This is a genomic window from Kibdelosporangium aridum, from assembly GCF_900176515.1.
In the GTDB taxonomy this organism is placed as follows: Bacteria; Actinomycetota; Actinomycetes; order Mycobacteriales; family Pseudonocardiaceae; genus Kibdelosporangium; species Kibdelosporangium aridum.
This window is the reverse complement of record NZ_FWXV01000004.1, coordinates 407,502-423,421: the sequence shown is the minus strand read 5'-3', so window position 1 is coordinate 423,421 and position 15,920 is coordinate 407,502. Positions and strand designations below refer to the sequence as shown.

The 15,920-nt window shown below is 66.4% G+C and carries 16 protein-coding genes; 9 read left to right on the top strand and 7 right to left on the bottom strand.

What is annotated here, in order from left to right; all coding sequences use genetic code 11:
- Positions 1–45: 45 nt before the first annotated feature.
- On the bottom strand, positions 46–1,227 hold the full coding sequence (locus tag B9C43_RS25735) for an amidohydrolase (protein WP_200825694.1): 1,182 nt from the start codon (positions 1,225–1,227) through the stop codon (positions 46–48).
- A 97-nt stretch (positions 1,228–1,324) separates the two neighbouring features.
- On the opposite strand from B9C43_RS25735, the gene B9C43_RS25730 reads away from it, so the two are divergent.
- The 3 genes from B9C43_RS25730 (at position 1,325) to B9C43_RS25720 (ending at position 4,434) form a co-directional block, all read left to right on the top strand.
- The gene (locus B9C43_RS25730; protein ID WP_143446587.1) at positions 1,325–2,272 is read left to right on the top strand and encodes a hypothetical protein; all 948 of its coding nucleotides are present in this window, start codon (positions 1,325–1,327) and stop codon (positions 2,270–2,272) included.
- A 71-nt stretch (positions 2,273–2,343) separates the two neighbouring features.
- Positions 2,344–3,123, top strand: coding sequence for an SGNH/GDSL hydrolase family protein (locus B9C43_RS25725; protein WP_235038829.1), 780 nt, complete (start codon positions 2,344–2,346; stop codon positions 3,121–3,123).
- Between the two features lie 90 nt (positions 3,124–3,213).
- Complete coding sequence (locus B9C43_RS25720) at positions 3,214–4,434, top strand: acetyl-CoA C-acetyltransferase (protein ID WP_033385134.1); 1,221 nt, start codon at positions 3,214–3,216, stop codon at positions 4,432–4,434.
- A 59-nt stretch (positions 4,435–4,493) separates the two neighbouring features.
- On the opposite strand, the gene B9C43_RS25715 is transcribed toward B9C43_RS25720, so the two are convergent.
- The 6 genes from B9C43_RS25715 to B9C43_RS25690 form a co-directional block, all read right to left on the bottom strand.
- Positions 4,494–4,982: an RICIN domain-containing protein gene (locus tag B9C43_RS25715; RefSeq protein ID WP_084429622.1), complete on the bottom strand. Its 489-nt coding sequence runs from the start codon at positions 4,980–4,982 to the stop codon at positions 4,494–4,496.
- An 85-nt stretch (positions 4,983–5,067) separates the two neighbouring features.
- Positions 5,068–5,556 carry a hypothetical protein gene (locus tag B9C43_RS25710; RefSeq protein WP_033385138.1) on the bottom strand — a complete coding sequence of 163 codons (489 nt, stop codon included), beginning with the start codon at positions 5,554–5,556 and terminating at the stop codon, positions 5,068–5,070.
- A gap of 31 nt (positions 5,557–5,587) precedes the next feature.
- Entirely contained in the window at positions 5,588–6,226 is a 639-nt protein-coding gene (locus tag B9C43_RS25705) for an ESX secretion-associated protein EspG (RefSeq protein ID WP_084429621.1), read from the bottom strand.
- Entirely contained in the window at positions 6,226–7,566 is a 1,341-nt protein-coding gene (locus tag B9C43_RS25700) for a PPE domain-containing protein (RefSeq protein WP_084429620.1), read from the bottom strand. Before B9C43_RS25700 ends, B9C43_RS25705 begins: the two co-directional genes overlap by 1 nt.
- Positions 7,563–7,940, bottom strand: a complete 378-nt coding sequence (locus B9C43_RS25695; RefSeq protein WP_033385142.1) for a magnesium transporter CorA family protein — start codon at positions 7,938–7,940, stop codon at positions 7,563–7,565. The genes B9C43_RS25700 and B9C43_RS25695 overlap by 4 nt, the downstream gene beginning before the upstream one ends.
- A 931-nt stretch (positions 7,941–8,871) precedes the next feature.
- Positions 8,872–9,684, bottom strand: a complete 813-nt coding sequence (locus tag B9C43_RS25690) for a Bax inhibitor-1/YccA family protein (protein WP_033385146.1) — start codon at positions 9,682–9,684, stop codon at positions 8,872–8,874.
- Between the two features lie 227 nt (positions 9,685–9,911).
- On the opposite strand from B9C43_RS25690, the gene B9C43_RS25685 reads away from it, so the two are divergent.
- The 6 genes from B9C43_RS25685 to B9C43_RS25660 all read left to right on the top strand — a co-directional run bounded on the left by B9C43_RS25685 (position 9,912) and on the right by B9C43_RS25660 (position 15,893).
- Positions 9,912–10,997, top strand: coding sequence for a polysaccharide deacetylase family protein (locus B9C43_RS25685; protein WP_084429619.1), 1,086 nt, complete (start codon positions 9,912–9,914; stop codon positions 10,995–10,997).
- A 43-nt stretch (positions 10,998–11,040) separates the two neighbouring features.
- Positions 11,041–11,529 carry a SigE family RNA polymerase sigma factor gene (locus tag B9C43_RS25680; RefSeq protein ID WP_033385149.1) on the top strand — a complete coding sequence of 163 codons (489 nt, stop codon included), beginning with the start codon at positions 11,041–11,043 and terminating at the stop codon, positions 11,527–11,529.
- Positions 11,526–12,377 carry a hypothetical protein gene (locus B9C43_RS25675; protein WP_084429618.1) on the top strand — a complete coding sequence of 284 codons (852 nt, stop codon included), beginning with the start codon at positions 11,526–11,528 and terminating at the stop codon, positions 12,375–12,377. Before B9C43_RS25680 ends, B9C43_RS25675 begins: the two co-directional genes overlap by 4 nt.
- A gap of 73 nt (positions 12,378–12,450) precedes the next feature.
- On the top strand, positions 12,451–13,428 hold the full coding sequence (locus B9C43_RS25670; protein ID WP_084429617.1) for an ATP-binding protein: 978 nt from the start codon (positions 12,451–12,453) through the stop codon (positions 13,426–13,428).
- Positions 13,429–13,455: 27 nt separating this feature from the next.
- Entirely contained in the window at positions 13,456–13,848 is a 393-nt protein-coding gene (locus B9C43_RS25665; RefSeq protein ID WP_033385151.1) for an SCO5389 family protein, read from the top strand.
- Between the two features lie 56 nt (positions 13,849–13,904).
- Positions 13,905–15,893, top strand: a complete 1,989-nt coding sequence (locus tag B9C43_RS25660; protein ID WP_084429616.1) for an SDR family oxidoreductase — start codon at positions 13,905–13,907, stop codon at positions 15,891–15,893.
- Positions 15,894–15,920: the final 27 nt, after the last annotated feature.

The window sequence follows — 15,920 nt, the reverse complement described above, 5'->3', positions numbered from 1 at the left end:
ACACAGCGCTTGTGCTTGTGGCCGGTGTTTTGTGTCCGGGTCAGCCTAACTCGCCGGTCCGAGCCAGGTCAGAGCAGCGACGCGAAGGGCCTGCACACCGGTGGTCAACGTCGGTTCGAGTACGGGTGCGAACACCGACGAGTGGTTGCTCGGCAACGCCTCGAGCCCGCCGCGCTGAAACGCCTCGACGACGACTTCGAACTCGAGGCCACCCCAGAACCAGAACACCGTCGGCACGCCCGCGGCCTCGCCGAAGATGCCGACGTCCTCGCTGCCGGTGATCAACGGCATCGTCATCACCTTGTCGGCACCGAACTTCTGGGTGAACTCCGCGACTGTCTTCGTCGTCGCCGCCGGATCGCTGACAAGCACGGGAGCGCTGTCGTTCCAGTCGAATTCCGGGTCCTTCGCCGCGCCGCTCGCCGCCGCTTCGGCCCGGATGATCCGCTCGATCGCGCCACGCACCAGGTCACGCGTCTGCTTGGTGTACGTCCGCATGTTGATCCCCAGCTCGGCGCTGTCCGGGATGATGTTGTCCTTCGTCCCCGCGTGCAGCCTGCCGACCGTGACGACCGCGGTCTCCCCCGGCGGGACCTCCCTGGACACGATGCCCTGCAGCCGCGTGACCACGTTGGCGGCCATCAGGATCGGGTCGACCGTGGTCTCCGGCCGTGAGCCGTGCCCGCCGCGGCCGTGCAGCGTGACCTGGACCGAGTCGGCGCCAGCCATGATCGGGCCGGTTCCATAGCCGAGCATTCCGGCGGGCAGCGGGCCGACGTGCTGGCCCAGCACGATGTCCGGCTTGCCGAAACGGTCGAACAGGCCGTCAGCGACCATCGCCCGCGCGCCTTTGGCGATCTCCTCGGCCGGCTGGAACACCAGCATCAGCGTGCCGGACCACAGGTCTTCCATGAGCTCACGCGCGGCGCCGACCAGACACGTGACGTGCATGTCGTGGCCACAGGCGTGCATGACACCGGGCACTTTGCTGGCGTACGGCAGGCCCGTCTTCTCCTCGACCGGCAGCGCGTCCATATCCGCGCGCAGCATGACCGTCGGACCGTCGCCTTTATGTAGCAGCGCAACGACGCCTGTGCCGCCTACGCCGGTCGTGACCTCATAGCCCAGGGGAACAAGCGCTTGCGCTATTCGCTCGGCCGTCCGGTGCTCGTGTTCGGAGAGCTCTGGGTGCTCGTGCAAATCGCGGTAGAAATCGGCCAAGTTCACTCGGCCAACAGTACCTAACCTGCGGTTTTTCACTCGTAAGGAGCACAACTGGGGGACTTGGGCGACCGTATGGTTTTAGTTACAGGGGGTGTTTCGCATGAGACTGAGCGTGCACCTGTTGTTGGAGACAGCCGACCTGCCCAACTTGCACGACGCCAACTCGTACGACGTCGACGGACGGCTGTTCGCGGTGGGCAACACACCGCCGCGCGAACTGCTCGTCCCAGACTTCGGCATCAGAGTCGCTGCCAATTCGGTGTACCTGCCCGCGATCGGGCTCGACCCGGAGTGGTCCCGCGCGCTCGCGCACGACGGACTCGTGCGCGGCATGACGGGATCACACACCCTGCATGTGGAAGCCAGGCAGCCCGTGCCGCAACTGCTCGCCGAACTGCTGGCTCGGTACACCTCGACCCGGTATCGCACGGAAGCGCCACTGCTGGACATCATCCGCGCGGTCCCGCCCCGGTCGAACGTCAAGGCGCAGTTGGACCTGACACTTGGCCACCGGATCAGGGCCGGGCTGAACGTCGGGCAGCAGGAGCCGGAACTGCGCCACCGCGGCGAGTTCTACGTGTTCGCCGAACACCACTGGTTTCTGGTCGACCGCGGCCAGTTGGCCGCACTGGAGGGCAAACTCGCCGCGATCCCGGACGTGACAGGGGAAATCGCGTTACAGCCGTGCGTTTCCCTTGTCCGGCACGCGGATGTGATGACCAGGGACATGGACTTGGTGTTCACCACGCAGACGTTCGCCAGGGCGAGTGCGACCGCGAAACGCTGGCGGGAATGGCCTTCGTGCCGGGACGAACTGTCGGAGATCCACCGCGGCCACTGGCCCGACTGGACAGTCGAGGAACCGCGGTTCGTCTACGCGATGGATCCACCTGGCGCGTTGCCGTTTCTCAACAAGGTGACGTTGTTGCACCACGTGACCCGGATCCGTGGCTACGGCTTCGAGGTCGCGTTCGCCCGCAGGCCCATCCCGACCTGCGCTGTTCCGTCCCCCCGGACCGAAGGGCTGCCCCTTAGGTACCCCGATTAGGGGAGATTCCGGGTGCCCGATCAGCCATGATCCGTGTATTAGTGGGATCAGGGCTGCGAGGGGAGGCGACCGTGGGGATATTGCGAGGGATTCGGGTCGCCGCTGTGACTCTTTGCGGGGTGGGCGGACTGTCCGGCGCGATGTACGGACTGCTCACCGGGCAGGGCAAGCGGGCGCGGACATTGATTGGGCGGTCCACAACGGACCCGCATCGGGCGGACGGGCTTTACCCCGGCGGAGTCGGGAGTGTGCTGAAGTTCGCCGTACTGGGTGATTCCCTGGCCGCCGGGCTCGGCGCGGAAAACGCCGACCTGCTGCCGGGTGTGTTGCTCGCACGCGGTTTGGTCGAGGAAACCGGGCGTTCGGTGCATCTGACGACGTATGCCCGGGTGGGGGCGACCACGAGGACGTTCATCTCCCAGGTCGACCAGGCGGTCGCGGATCCGCCGGATCTGGCGTTGGTGATCATCGGCGGCAACGACGTGACCGGGAAGATGCGCGTGCGGACCTCCGCCGCGTTGCTGGGTATCGAGGTGGCGCGGCTGCGGGCGGCCGGGGCCGCTGTGGTCGTGGCGACCTGCCCTGATCTCGGGACCATCAGGCCGATTCCGCAGCCGCTGCGGTCGATCGTCCGGCAGTGGGGCCGCATGCTGGCGAAGGCTCAGCGGGCGGCTGTGCTGCGGGCAGGCGGGATCCCGGTGCCGGCCGCCGACCTGATCTCGGCCGAGTTCCACATGCGGTATTCGGAGCTGTTCAGCCCGGACCGGTTCCACCCGAACGGCGCCGGATACCGGCACGCGTCGGACGTGTTGCTGGCTCCGTTGTGCCGAGCGCTAACAGCGTCGACGTGACCGGCAATGTGATCGGGCTCCCCTCGCGATTCTCACCGTTGGGCCTACAGTGACCGGTGAGTAACTTTCGCGGAGCAAAGGAGCTGCACCATGCCTGAGGCCGTCATCGTCTCGGCCGCCCGATCGCCGATCGGCCGTGCCGGCAAAGGATCGATGGTCAGCATCCGGCCGGACGACCTCGCTGTGCAGATCGTGCGCGCGGCGCTGGACAAGGTGCCCCAGCTGGACCCGAAGCAGATCGACGACCTGATCCTCGGCTGCGGCCTGCCCGGCGGCGAGCAGGGCTTCAACATGGGACGCGTGCTGGCCGTCGAACTGGGCTACGACCACCTGCCCGGCTGCACGGTGACGCGGTACTGCGCGTCCAGCCTGCAGTCGACCCGGATGGCCTTCCACGCCATCAAGGCGGGCGAGGGCGACGTGTTCATCTCCGCGGGCGTGGAGACCGTGTCCCGGTTCGCCAAGGGCAGCTCCGACTCGTGGCCCGACACCCACAACCCGATCTTCGCCGACGCGGAGGCCCGGACGGCCTCGGTGGCGGAAACCGGTGCGGACTCGTGGGAGGACCCGCGTTCGTCAGGTCAGGTCCCGGACGTGTACATCGCGATGGGCCAGACCGCGGAGAACCTGGCGCTGCTGAAGGGCGTGTCCCGTGAGGACATGGACCACTTCGGCGTGCGGTCGCAGAACCTGGCGGAGAAGGCGATCGCGGATGGCTTCTGGGCCAAGGACATCACCCCGATCACCCTGCCCGACGGCACCGTGGTCTCGGCTGACGACGGCCCGCGCCCTGGCGTGACGTATGAGAAGACCGCGACGTTGAAGCCGGTCTTCCGGCCCGACGGCCGGGTGACCGCGGGTAACTGCTGCCCGTTGAACGACGGCGCGGCAGCTTTGGTGATCATGAGCTCCGACAAGGCATCGGAGCTGGGCATCACGCCGCTGGCCCGGATCGTGTCGACCGGTGTTTCCGGCCTGTCGCCGGAGATCATGGGTCTCGGCCCGGTCGAGGCCACGCAGCGCGCGCTGGCCCGTGCGGGGATGTCGATCGGCGACATCGACCTCGTCGAGATCAACGAAGCCTTTGCCGCGCAGGTGATTCCGTCCTACCGGGACCTCGGCATCGACATCGACCGGCTGAACGTCAACGGCGGCGCCATCGCCGTCGGCCACCCGTTCGGCATGACCGGCGCCCGCATCACCACCACGCTGATCAACTCCTTGCAGCACCACGACAAGCAGTTCGGCCTGGAGACGATGTGCGTCGGCGGCGGCCAGGGCATGGCCATGGTCATCGAACGCCTCAGCTGACCGCTGCTCCTTGCTTGCAATGCCCCCAAAGCACGCGCTTTGGGGGCATTCGCGTCAGATCAGCCGATGTTCCAGTGCACGGCCGGGCCCGAGGTGTTGTAGTCCCACTGGCCGACGTGCGCGAGGTTCGCCGTGCTGTTGTTGAGCACGAACAGGAACTTCTGGCTGTGCCGGTTGACCATCACGCCGTTCGACCGGTTGATGTTCCACTGCTGGTTCGCGCCGTAGTGGCAGTCGTACTGCACGGCGTAGGCACCGTTGCCCGTGACCCAGCCGATGATCTCCAGGCACTTTCCGCTGTGGGCGTTGGTGACAATGCCGGTCTGCGTGTTGAGTGTCCACTGCTGGTTGGCCCCGCCGTGGCAGTCGAACTGCACGACGGGTGCGAGGTTCTCCTTGCTCCAGTCCCGCACGTCAAGGCACTTGCGGGTGTACGAGTTCTGGATCAGCACGTTGTAGCGGACTTCCGCCGACGCCGGTGTCGCCAGCGCGGTGAACAACAGTGCGCTGATCGCGGCGAAGACGACCAGTATCCGGGTCTTGACCATGGTTCACTCCCCTTGTCACGTGCTGGGGAGAATCCGCGTCCCGACGTCCCGGATGGAAGGGTGCCTGCCCCTGACCGGCCGGGAATCACTCCTCGATCTGCCGGTCCTCACCGCGGCGGCGCAGGTAGTTGAAGCCGGGGATGCCGAGGATCGCCTGCCGGACGTCCTTGGCGACATCCAGCAGTTCGTGGATGTCCGGGCCGACGCGGTCGAGGGTGCCCAGGATCGGCATGATGTCCTCGACCATGTGCTCGGCGAGCTTGGGCAGCTCGTCGACCAGCCGGATCGCGGCCTCGACCTCGTGCACGGACATCTCCGCGGCGAACCGGACCATCGGCTTCGTGGCCTCGATGACCTCCTCGGCCGCGACCGTGACCTTGCGGGCGTGTTCGACCGCCGCCTCCGCCGAGGTGACCACGGTGTCAGTGCGTTCAACGAGTTCGTTCGCCCGCCGGACGGCCTGTTCCGCGGCGGTGAGCAGGCCGAATACCCGGCCGGGGATCGACACGACCGTGGTCACCGTCTGCACGGCCCAGCCGAACACGGTCCGCGGACCGGGGATGTTGAGCGCCATGGGTCAATTCTGCCGAAAAACGCGCTCCGGCTCAGATCGCCGCCTGCAGCAGCGCGGCGATCCGGTTCTTGTCGGCGGGTGCGTACGTCAGCCAGCCGTCCTGGGCGTAGGAGATGTAGCGCCCGACGTCGGTGTCGAACCAGGTGAGCTCCAGCCTGTCGACAACGCTGAGTTGCCCCAGCCTTCGCCGCGGCCGTTTCAGGTACGTGCCCGCCGTGAGGGCGTCCGCTGACTCCGAGTCGGCGGTGAACGTGACCGACCGGCCTTGCCCCGCCTTCACGTCCGGCAGCAAGTCGACCGTGCCGCGCACGACACTGGCCGGCCGGTCGAACCGCAACAGCTGGTTGTCCTGCACGATCCGGTACACCCGTGTACCCGCGCTCACCACCAACGCGCGGGCACACGAGCTGCCCTCTTCAATCCCGACCACGGCGATGGCCGCGTCCCATTTGGCCATGGCCGTCAGGGCGTCCTCGATCTCCGCCGAGAGTTTGCCGCGATGCGCCAAGCCGCGGCGTTCCAGATCGGCGAAGACAGCCATGCGGATACCGACACGTTGTTCCGGGGTCACGCCGTTGTGCGGGATCTCGAAGGGATACGCGGACGCTTCAATGCCGAGTTGTTGCCTGAGGATGTCCATTGCCGCCAACGACAACGTGAAGTCCGTCATCACTCCCCGATCACCGGTTGCGCGGTCTGCTGGTCGATCCCGAAGAGCGCGTTCGGGTCCGGCTCGACCAGGTAGTCGGCGCGTTGGTGTTCGTAATCCTCCTCGCGTTGTGCTTGTCCCGCAGGCACTCCGGCCATCCCAGGCATGCCCCGCATGCCCGGGTTTCCTGGCGTGCCAGGGCGTGCCGCCATTCCGCCGCGCTCGGGCGCGATCGGGCCGACTCCAGCTCGCGAGCCGGGTCCAGGTTGCTGGGACGTGATGGGCGGCGGCGCTCCTGCTCCGACGAAACCCGTTGAGAATCCGGGAGACCCGCTCGTGAACCCGGTAGAGGATCCGCTGGACGGAACGAACGAGCTCATGCTCGGCATCGAAAAACTCTGCTGCCCAGTACCGATGTCCGGAGCTACCGACGGAGACGGCATCTGTGGCCCGACGGGAGCCGGCGTCACCGGGATCGGTTGCCTCGGCTCGATGTCCGGCGACGGCTGCTGCGGATTCAGTTGCGGCCGTTGGTTTTGCTCGTCCAGGACATCACGTGTGCCTTGCGGTTGGTGACCGTCGAGCTGCGTGACGAAGTTCTGCCCGGACTGCCCGGAACCGGCCATTGTGGGCGGTGGGGTGAACGCGGGCATCGTGGCGGCGTAGTCGATCAGTGCCTTGTCGTACTTCTCGACCATTTCCGCGGCCTGCCGGTGCGCGGCTTCCTGCGCCGCGGCGTTCTCCCGCATCTGGGACATCGCCTGCTGCTGCGCGACCGGATCAGTCTGCGCATTGGCTTGCTGCAAAGCGTCCGTCATCGAAAACCGCACCGGCGGCGGCACACTGTTGCGGATGTCCGCGGCGAGTTGGGCTTGCGCCGTCAACCTGTTGCCCGCCAACTGCGCGCCCTGCGCCACGGAGTTGAACCACGTGCTCAGCGAACCGGTGAAGTCCCGCGCCGCGTCCGCGCTCGCACCCTGCCACTCGGACGCGCTCTTGGTGACGGACTTGTGCAACGCATCGGAAAGCTCGACGAAAGCGTTGCCCAGCTTGGTCCACGACGACCCGATCGTGCCGACCTGGCCGGGGTCGTTGCGGCCGTCGACCATCTTCTTGAGTTCTTCGTGCGAATAGCCGAGGTAATCCGGGTTGGGCGGGGCGCCGAGCGAGCGGTACTCGGCGCCTTTCTGCAGCCGGTTGCCCTGCGTCTTGGTCTGCTTCTGCAGGTCCTTCTCGGCTTTGGCCAGTTTGCGTTGGGCGTCCTTGTACTCCTGCGTGCCAGGCTTCTTGTCAGCCAGGTCCTCCTGGGCGTTGTGCAGCTTGCGGAACGAGTCCGCGAGGTTGCGCTCCTTCTCGGTCATGCGCTGCTCGACCCCTCGATCAGTCCGCCGTTGGCCAGTTCGACGTGCTGATAGCTGTCCATCGCGGTCGACAACCCGGACTCCAGGTCATCGAGAACCTGCTCGACCTGGTCAAGCACTTCCCGCAACGACTGCTCATCGCCCGCCGCGACAAGCCGCGCGTGCTCGGAGACGAACTTGCCGCCCGGCGTGTTGCTCAAGTACGGCTCGCGGTCGATCTGGTCGAGCGTTTTGCGGTGCGCCTCGAGTTCCTTGCGGACCCTGGCGATCGCGTCGATGATCGGCTGGCCACCCTCCTCGGTCAGCAGGAAACCGCCCGCACTCGCGGCTTCCACCAGGCTCTTCGGCGGCGCCGGATTGATCTGGCTGCTCATCAGACCCTCCTCCTCCATCACGGAAGAGGCACCGGCCCACACCCAGATTCCGCCCAATTTCCCGCCAACCCGGCCAAGCTCCGGCTTACGCGCGCCCAGCTCCCGGCTGCACCTCAAGGTCCCGATGACGCCCCACGCCCCGGCTAGGCCCTCAGATTCCCGGCCACGCCCGAGCAGCCCTCAAACGACGTCCCCAAGCCTTCCGCCGACGCTGACGCCTCAAGCCTCCCGGCGACGCCTCAAGCCTCCCGGCGACGCCTCAAGCCTCCCGGCGACGCCTCAAGCCTTCAGCGAGGCCCCGAACACCCCAGCAACGCCTTAACCTCTCCGGCCGACGCCCCGGGCTGCCCCACTTGCTCCACTCCCGACAAACCCCGCCATCCAGGGGAGCCCCTGATTTCTACGTTACCGGTGGGGTCCGACAGTTCCAGGCGTCGCCAGCCTGGCCGCCTTCGCCACCGCGAGGGCCGCCGTTCCGGCACCGCGAAACGCACTTGGCGACACCGCGAGATCCACGTTCCGGTTCAGCCTCGGCGACTCGAGCGTGTGTCCACCACTCCGGCACCCAGAAACACACTCTGCGGCACCCCGAGATATGCGTTCCGACACAACGAGACCCACTTTGCGGCACCACGAGATCCACAGTCCGGCCTCAGCCGCGGCGGCTCGAACGTGTGTCGACCACTCCGACACTCTGAAATGCACTCTGCGGCATCCCGAGATCCGCGTTCCGACACAGCGAGACCCGTGTTCCAGCCGCCGGGTCACGGCTTCGGCGACCGAGAGCCACCGCGAGCCACCGAGAACCCCGAGAGTTCGGCACTCCCGCACGGTCCCCTTCGCTTCGCTCCAGCCGCTCTCCCCTTGGGCCCGCAAAAAACCGGACCCCGGCGGAAAGCCGGGGTCCGGTAGATGAGTTGCGCTGTGGTTGTCAATCGCTGCTGTTGAGTGCCCAGAGCAAGCGCAGGATCTCGACGTACAGCCAGACCAGTGTGGTCATCAGGCCGAACGCGGCGTACCACGCCCACTTCGACGGCAGACCCTGACGGATCATCTGGTCCGCGAGGTCGAAGTCGAGCAGCAGCATGAACGCGGCGATACCGATCACCACGAGGCTGAAGATGATCGCCAGCGGGCCAGCGCCCCGGATGCCCATGTTGACACCGAAGAGGCTGAGCACGAGGTTGACCAGCATCAGCAGGAACGCGCCACCGGCGGCCGCGATGACCCACTTGGTCAGTTTCGGGGTCACCTTGACCGCGCCGGTCCGGTAGACCACCAGCATCACGCCGAACACCAGACCGGTGCCCAGCAGCGCCTGGAAGGCGATGCCCGGGGCGAACGTCTCGAACACACCGGTCAACGCGCCGAGGAAGACACCTTCCGCGGCCGAGTAGGTCAAGATCAGACCCGCGTTCGGGGTCTGCTTGAAGATGACGATCAGCGACACGACCAGTCCGACCAGGCCACCGATGATCAGCGGCGGGTACGGGCTGATCGATCCGCCCAGCACAAGGACGGCCGTGATGATGCCCGTCAGCAGGGCCACGCCCAGCGTCGTGGCGGTCTTCATCACGACGTCGTCGACGGTGATCGGGCGGTCCGCCTGAGTCGGCGGCGCCTGGTCAACGCCGTATCCGGGCATCCCACCCTGTGGATAACCCTGCGGACTGCCGAAGCCCGCGTAACCAACGTTTCCGCGACCCTGCAAGTTGCGGAACGCGGGGTTGCTCGAAGAACGCACCTGATCCTCCATGGGCCTGTTGTGGCCTTCATCGGGTCCAACGGCCGAAAGTGCCCGTGTGTTCCCGTCGGGTAAAGCAGATTTTACTCAGATCGATCCAACCAAATCGATCAGGTCGAACCGCAGCCTAACGCGTCCGGATGGGGCGATGTGCCCCGTTCGTAACCTTCACCTGGGGTTTTCAGCCACTTGTAACGTCCTCGCATCGTGCGTCTACCTTGTGGGTGATGGGTGCACGCAGAGCGAGGAACTGGCGGCCGATCACGCTGGGCGCCGCGTTGATCGTGACCTTCGTGGTCCTGCTGGTCATCGGCACGCAGAAGCCCGAGGACAGCCGGCCCGCACCAGTGGCGTCGGCTACTGCGCAGGACTGGATGCGCAAACTCGCCCCCGGCGAGCGCCCGCCGCAGTTCGTGCTGTTCTCCTTCGACGGCGCGGGCGCGCACGACCAGTGGCAGCGGCTGCTTGACCTCGCGGGCAGGTCGAACGCCAAGTTCACCGCGTTCCTGTCCGGCGTGTACCTGCTGGCCGACGACCAGCGCAAGCAGTACACCGCGCCGGGGCACCCGGCCGGCCAGTCGTCGATCTCGTTCGGGGGATCACCTGATCAGGTCAGGACCCGGATCGCCGATCTGAACGCCGCCGCCAAGGCCGGAATCGAGATCGGTACGCACTACAACGGCCATTACTGCAGCCAGCGGTGGACCACCCAGCAATGGCAGTCCGAACTGCAGCAGTTCTTCCAGTTCGTCGACCAGGCGGGCGTGCAGGGCCTGAAGGTGGACTCGGCGGCCATCAAGGGCAGCAGGCTGCCGTGCCTGGAAGGCAAGTTCGACGCGGTGTTCGACGCGATGAAAAGCCGTGGCCTGACCTACGACTCCAGCCAGGTCTCCGACGGCGTGCTGTGGCCGGCCAAGGAGAAGGACATCTGGGAGTTCGCGCTGCCGATGGTGCGCATGCCCGCCGTGAACAACAAAAAGGTCACGATGGTCGACTACCAGATCTGGGACGCGCTCAACCGCTCGAAGGACGACAAGACCAAGCGGGACGAGTTCGCCAGGGCGACGCTGGAGGTCTACCGCGCCGCCTACGACGCCACACTGCGCGGAAACCGCGCGCCTTTGCTGATCGGCAATCATTTCCTCGACTGGGCCGGCGGCGGCTTCGGTGTCGCGGCCGAGCAGTTCATGGCCGAGGTATGCGTCAAACCGGAGACCGTGTGCACGACGTTCTCCGACGTCATCAGGTGGATGGAAGCCCAGGACCCAGCCGTGCTCGAACAACTGCGAAAGCTCCCAGCAGCACAAACCTGAGGACCATGGCAACTTTCCCGGCTGCCACCTCGTCCTGAGGTGCATGGGGGATCGCGACTTGGAGTTCGCGGAGTTCGTCGACGCGAACGCCGCCCGGCTCAGACGTACGGCATATCTGCTGTGCGGTGATTGGCATCGCGCGGAGGACTTGGTCCAGGTCGCGTTCCTGAAGGTGTACAAGTCGTGGTCGAAGGTCTCCGCCTCGCCGCTGGGTTACGCCAGGCAGACCCTGACCAACACGGTCATCGATGAATCACGGCGGTTCTGGCGCAACGAACGGCCCACTTATCCCCTGCCTGACACCGTATCGGCGAGCTATGACCAAGACGCCTCGATGGACTTACGGCGGGCTATGGCAGCGTTGCCGCCTAGGCAGCGCGCGGCCGTCGTGTTGCGCTACTGGGACGACTTGCCGATCGCGGAGGTGGCGCGGCTGCTGGACTGCACCGAGGGAACCGTGAAAAGTCAGTGTGCGAAGGGATTGGCCGCGCTGCGGGGCTTGGTGGCCGATCAACTGGAGGGACACCGATGAGCGACAACGAGGGCAAAGAAGCACGCGCACTGCTCGGCTCGCTGCTGCAGGACGAGCCGCCTGTGACCATCGACTCACGGGAACTGGTGCGCAAAGGACGCCGCCACACCGTGGTCATCCGCTCGGCCACCATCGGTACCGTCGCGCTGGCTGTCGTCGGTGTTGTCTTTCTCACCACGCTTGTCCGGCCAACCCCGGACAACTCGACGGCCCTCCCCCTCGAATCGGCCGCGCCCACGCCGTGCGTTTTGCCGTCGGCGGCGTGCCCGGTCGTCCCCATGTTCACCGAGGACCAACGGTCACGTGCGCTGACCAGGGCACTGCAGGAGTCCACCGACAAGTTCATCCCGGCCGGGCTGACCGCCAAGTCACCTCCTGGCAGCTGGTACGGAGGCGGCATCCCGGTGCTCACGGTCATGAGGACGGCCAACGGGGCGTTGCAGCGGCCGCAGTGGCCCTACTTCGCCAGCGCCGAGGTGGGCAACGACAGGGACGGATTCGGGTCGCTCGCCGTGTACGTCAACGACAAGGGCACGGACGGCCGCTGCACGAGTCCCAGCGCACCACCGCTCAGGAACGTCACCCTCGTCCACTGCGCGGACACCACGCTGCCTGGCGGGACGAAGGCGGCGTTGAGCCGGTATGTAGGCCGCGACGACGTCTCCATGACCAGCAATGAAAGCTACCGGGAGGTCACGGTCGACGCGGCCCGCCCAGACGGCACCAGGGTCCACGTCGTCACCACCAACCGGACCGTGTCCCCGTACGGCGACCAGCGAAGGGCCGAGCCGCCGCTGAGCGACAAGGACCTGTTCACAATCGTCGAACTGCCTGGTGTCAAGTACTGAGCGACGCACCGACCGGGTGACAGCGCCGGACCCGACTTGCGCTCAGATAATGAAAACCGATATCAATGTCGGGGTGAAGATCGCTTTCGTCGGAAAGGGAGGCAGCGGCAAAACCACGCTGGCCTCACTGTTCCTCCGCCACCTCGGCGCCGCAGCGCGGCCGGTACTGGCCGTGGACGCCGACATCAACCAGCATCTGGCAGGCGCACTGGGCGCTTCGGAGCCGGAAACCGTCGCTTTGCCGACGCTTGGCGAGAACCTGCCACTGATCAAGAACTACCTGCGCGGCGACAACCCGCGGATCGCCTCGGTCGACGAGATGGTCAAGACGACCCCAGCCGGCCGCGGATCCCGTGTGCTGCGAGTCGTCGAGGACAACCCGATCTACGACGCGTGTGTGCGCGAGATCGACGGCGTGCGGCTGGCCGTGACCGGCCCGTTCGGCGAGGACGACCTCGGAGTCGCCTGCTACCACTCGAAAGTCGGCGCGGTCGAGCTGATGCTCAACCACATGGTCGACGGGTCCGGCGAGTACATCGTCGTCGACATGACCGCGGGGGCGGACTCGTTCGCGTCCGGCCTGTTCACCCGGTTCGACGTGACGTTCCTGGTCTGCGAGCCGACCGTGCGCAGCATCGGCGTGTACCGCCAATACCTGGGCTACGCCAAGGACTTCGGGGTGAAGGTCGCGGTCGTCGGAAACAAGATCTCCGACGATGACGACCTCGCGTTCCTGCGCGACCAGGTCGGCGAGGACCTGCTGACGTGGGTGACCCGGTCGGGGCACGTGCGCGCGGCCGAACGCGGCGAGGTCCGGCCGATCGACGCCTTCGAGCCGGAGAACCGCGAGGCACTGCGCACCATGCAGACCCTGGTCGACTCGACCGGCAAGGACTGGCAGCGCTACCAGGACCAGGCCGTGGAATTCCACCTCCGCAACGCGCACGCGTGGGCGAACGAGCGCACCGGGCGGGATCTCGCCGAGCAGATCGACCCCGAGTTCACCCTTGGGGCGGTCGCGTTGGCTGGCTCAGCCGTCAACGCTGGATAACACCAACCGCAGAACACGGAGGTATTCATGTCCTTGGACGTGCCAACCGCGTTGCTGGAGAAGGCGGAGCGTGGCGATGTCACCGACGCCGAGTTCGTCGACTGCGTCCGTGTGTCCCTGCCATACGCGTGGGATCTGATCAGCGAGGTGGCCGCGAGGGCCAAGGAAGGCACCGAGGAGTTCGCCGACAACACCACGCCGCCACCCAGCGAGGCCGAACGTGGCCAGCTGCTGCGCGCGCTGGCGTCCGACGCGATCCGCGGCGGGCTCGAGCGCCACTTCGGCGTGAAGCTGAGCTTCCAGAACTGCCACCGGGTCGCGGCATTCCTGCCGTCCGCTGTGGACGGTGAGCGGTACCGCAAGTTCATCTCGCCCCGTGGCCAGCTGCTCAACCAAAGTCCTGAGCTGCGCGACTGCTGATGCACGTCCCCTATGCGGCTGCCGACACGGCCGCATAGGGGGCACAATCACCCGTCATGGCGACCTATCTGGTGACGGGTGCGACCGGGCTGATCGGCAGGCATTTCACGCGACGCCTGCTGGAGACGGCCGACGTCGAGCGGGTCTGGCTGGTCGTGCGGGCCGCATCGCAGGACAAGCTGGCCAGGCTGGTGCGCTCGTGGCCGACGCCGAACCGGGTGACCATGGTCGTCGGCGACATCTCGCAGCCGAGACTGGGGATCTCCGAACGTGATCTGACCACGTTGCGCGGGCGCGTGGACAACATCGTGCATCTCGCGGCGCTGTACGACGTCACCGCGGACGACGAGGAAAGCACCGCTGCCAACGTCGACGGAACGCGGCACGTGATCGAGCTGGCCGAGGACATCGAAGCCGGGTGCCTGCACCACGTCTCGTCGGTCGCGGTCGCCGGGGACTACCCGGGCACGTTCTCCGAGGACATGTTCGACGCTGGGCAACGCCTCGTCACGCCGTACCACCGGACGAAGTTCGAGTCCGAGCGGCTGGTGCGCGAGCAGGACACCGTGCCGTGGCGGGTGTACCGGCCCGCGATCGTGGTCGGGCATTCGCAGACCGGCGAAATGGACAAGGTCGACGGTCCCTATTACTTCTTCCCCGCGCTGTCGCGGCTCGCGGCTTTGCCGAGCGTTCCGGTTGTGGCGCCGGACATCGGCGACACCAACATCGTTCCCGTGGACTATGTCGCGGACTGCTTGGCGCACCTCGTCGCGAGACCCGGCTTGGACGGCCGGACGTTCCACCTGGTCAACCCGTCGCCGCAGTCCGCGAAGTCGGTCTACAACGCGTTCGCCCGTGCCGCGGGCGCGCCCACTGTCGACTTCGAACTGGGCACCGGGCTGAGCAAGCCTTTGGTCGAATTGGCCAAGCTGAGCGAGTACTTGCCGGGGTTCACGCTGGCCCGTGACGCGATACTCGATCGGCTGGGCATTCCCCCGGTCGTGCTGTCGGCGTTGACGTTCCAGTCGCGGTTCGAATCGGCCGAGACCCGTAAAGAACTGCCGGGTTTCCAGGTTCCCGAGCTGGATTCGTACGCGGATGTGCTCTGGCGGTATTGGCGGGAGCACCTGGACCCGTTCCGGGCCCGCCGATCCGGCAGGCACGGGAAACTCGACGGCAGGCGAATCGTGATCACCGGGGCGTCCTCCGGGATCGGCCGGGCGACGGCGTTGAAAGTCGCGGCGGCAGGCGGAATTCCGCTGCTGGTGGCCAGGCGCGCGACCGAATTGGACGAGTTGCGCACCGAGATTGTGGCCGCCGGTGGGCAGGCGTACACCTATCCGTGCGATTTGACCGACGCGGAGTCGGTGACCAAGACGGTCGCGCTGATGCTGGAGGAACACCCCGGCATCGACATGCTGGTGAACAATGCCTGGCGGTCGATCCGCCGGTCGATCAGGCTGTCGTACGACCGTTTCCACGACTACGAGCGCGCGATGGCGATCAATTACTTCGGGGCGATCCGGCTCATCCTGGCGCTTTTGCCGCATATGACGGAAAGGCGTTTCGGGCACATCGTGAACGTCTCGTCGATCGGCGTTCAAGGAATCGCGCCCCGGTTCTCGGCATACGTGGCGTCCAAGGCGGCGCTCGACTACTTCAGCAAGATCGCCGCGACCGAGACACATGGCGCCGGAGTGACGTTCACGACGGTGCATATGCCGCTGGTGCGTACCCCGATGATCCGACCAACGAAGATCTACGACGCCTTCCCCGCGAAATCACCCGATCAGGCGGCGGACATGGTGATGGAGGCGTTGCGTGACCGTCCGAAGCACATCGGCACGCCGACCGGTTACATGATCCAAACCGCCTACACGCTGGCCCCCGGACTGGTCGACGCCATCGCCTACCAGGGCTATCGCGTGTTCCCCGACTCGACCGCGGCCGGCGGCGAAGGCCGTGTCAAGTTCGGCAAGGGCGAGCGAAAACTGTCCGCCGCGGCGGCCGCGTTGGTCAGATTGACCAGAGGGTTCCACTGGTAGATCTGGACACGGCGGGTAGCCTCGCGG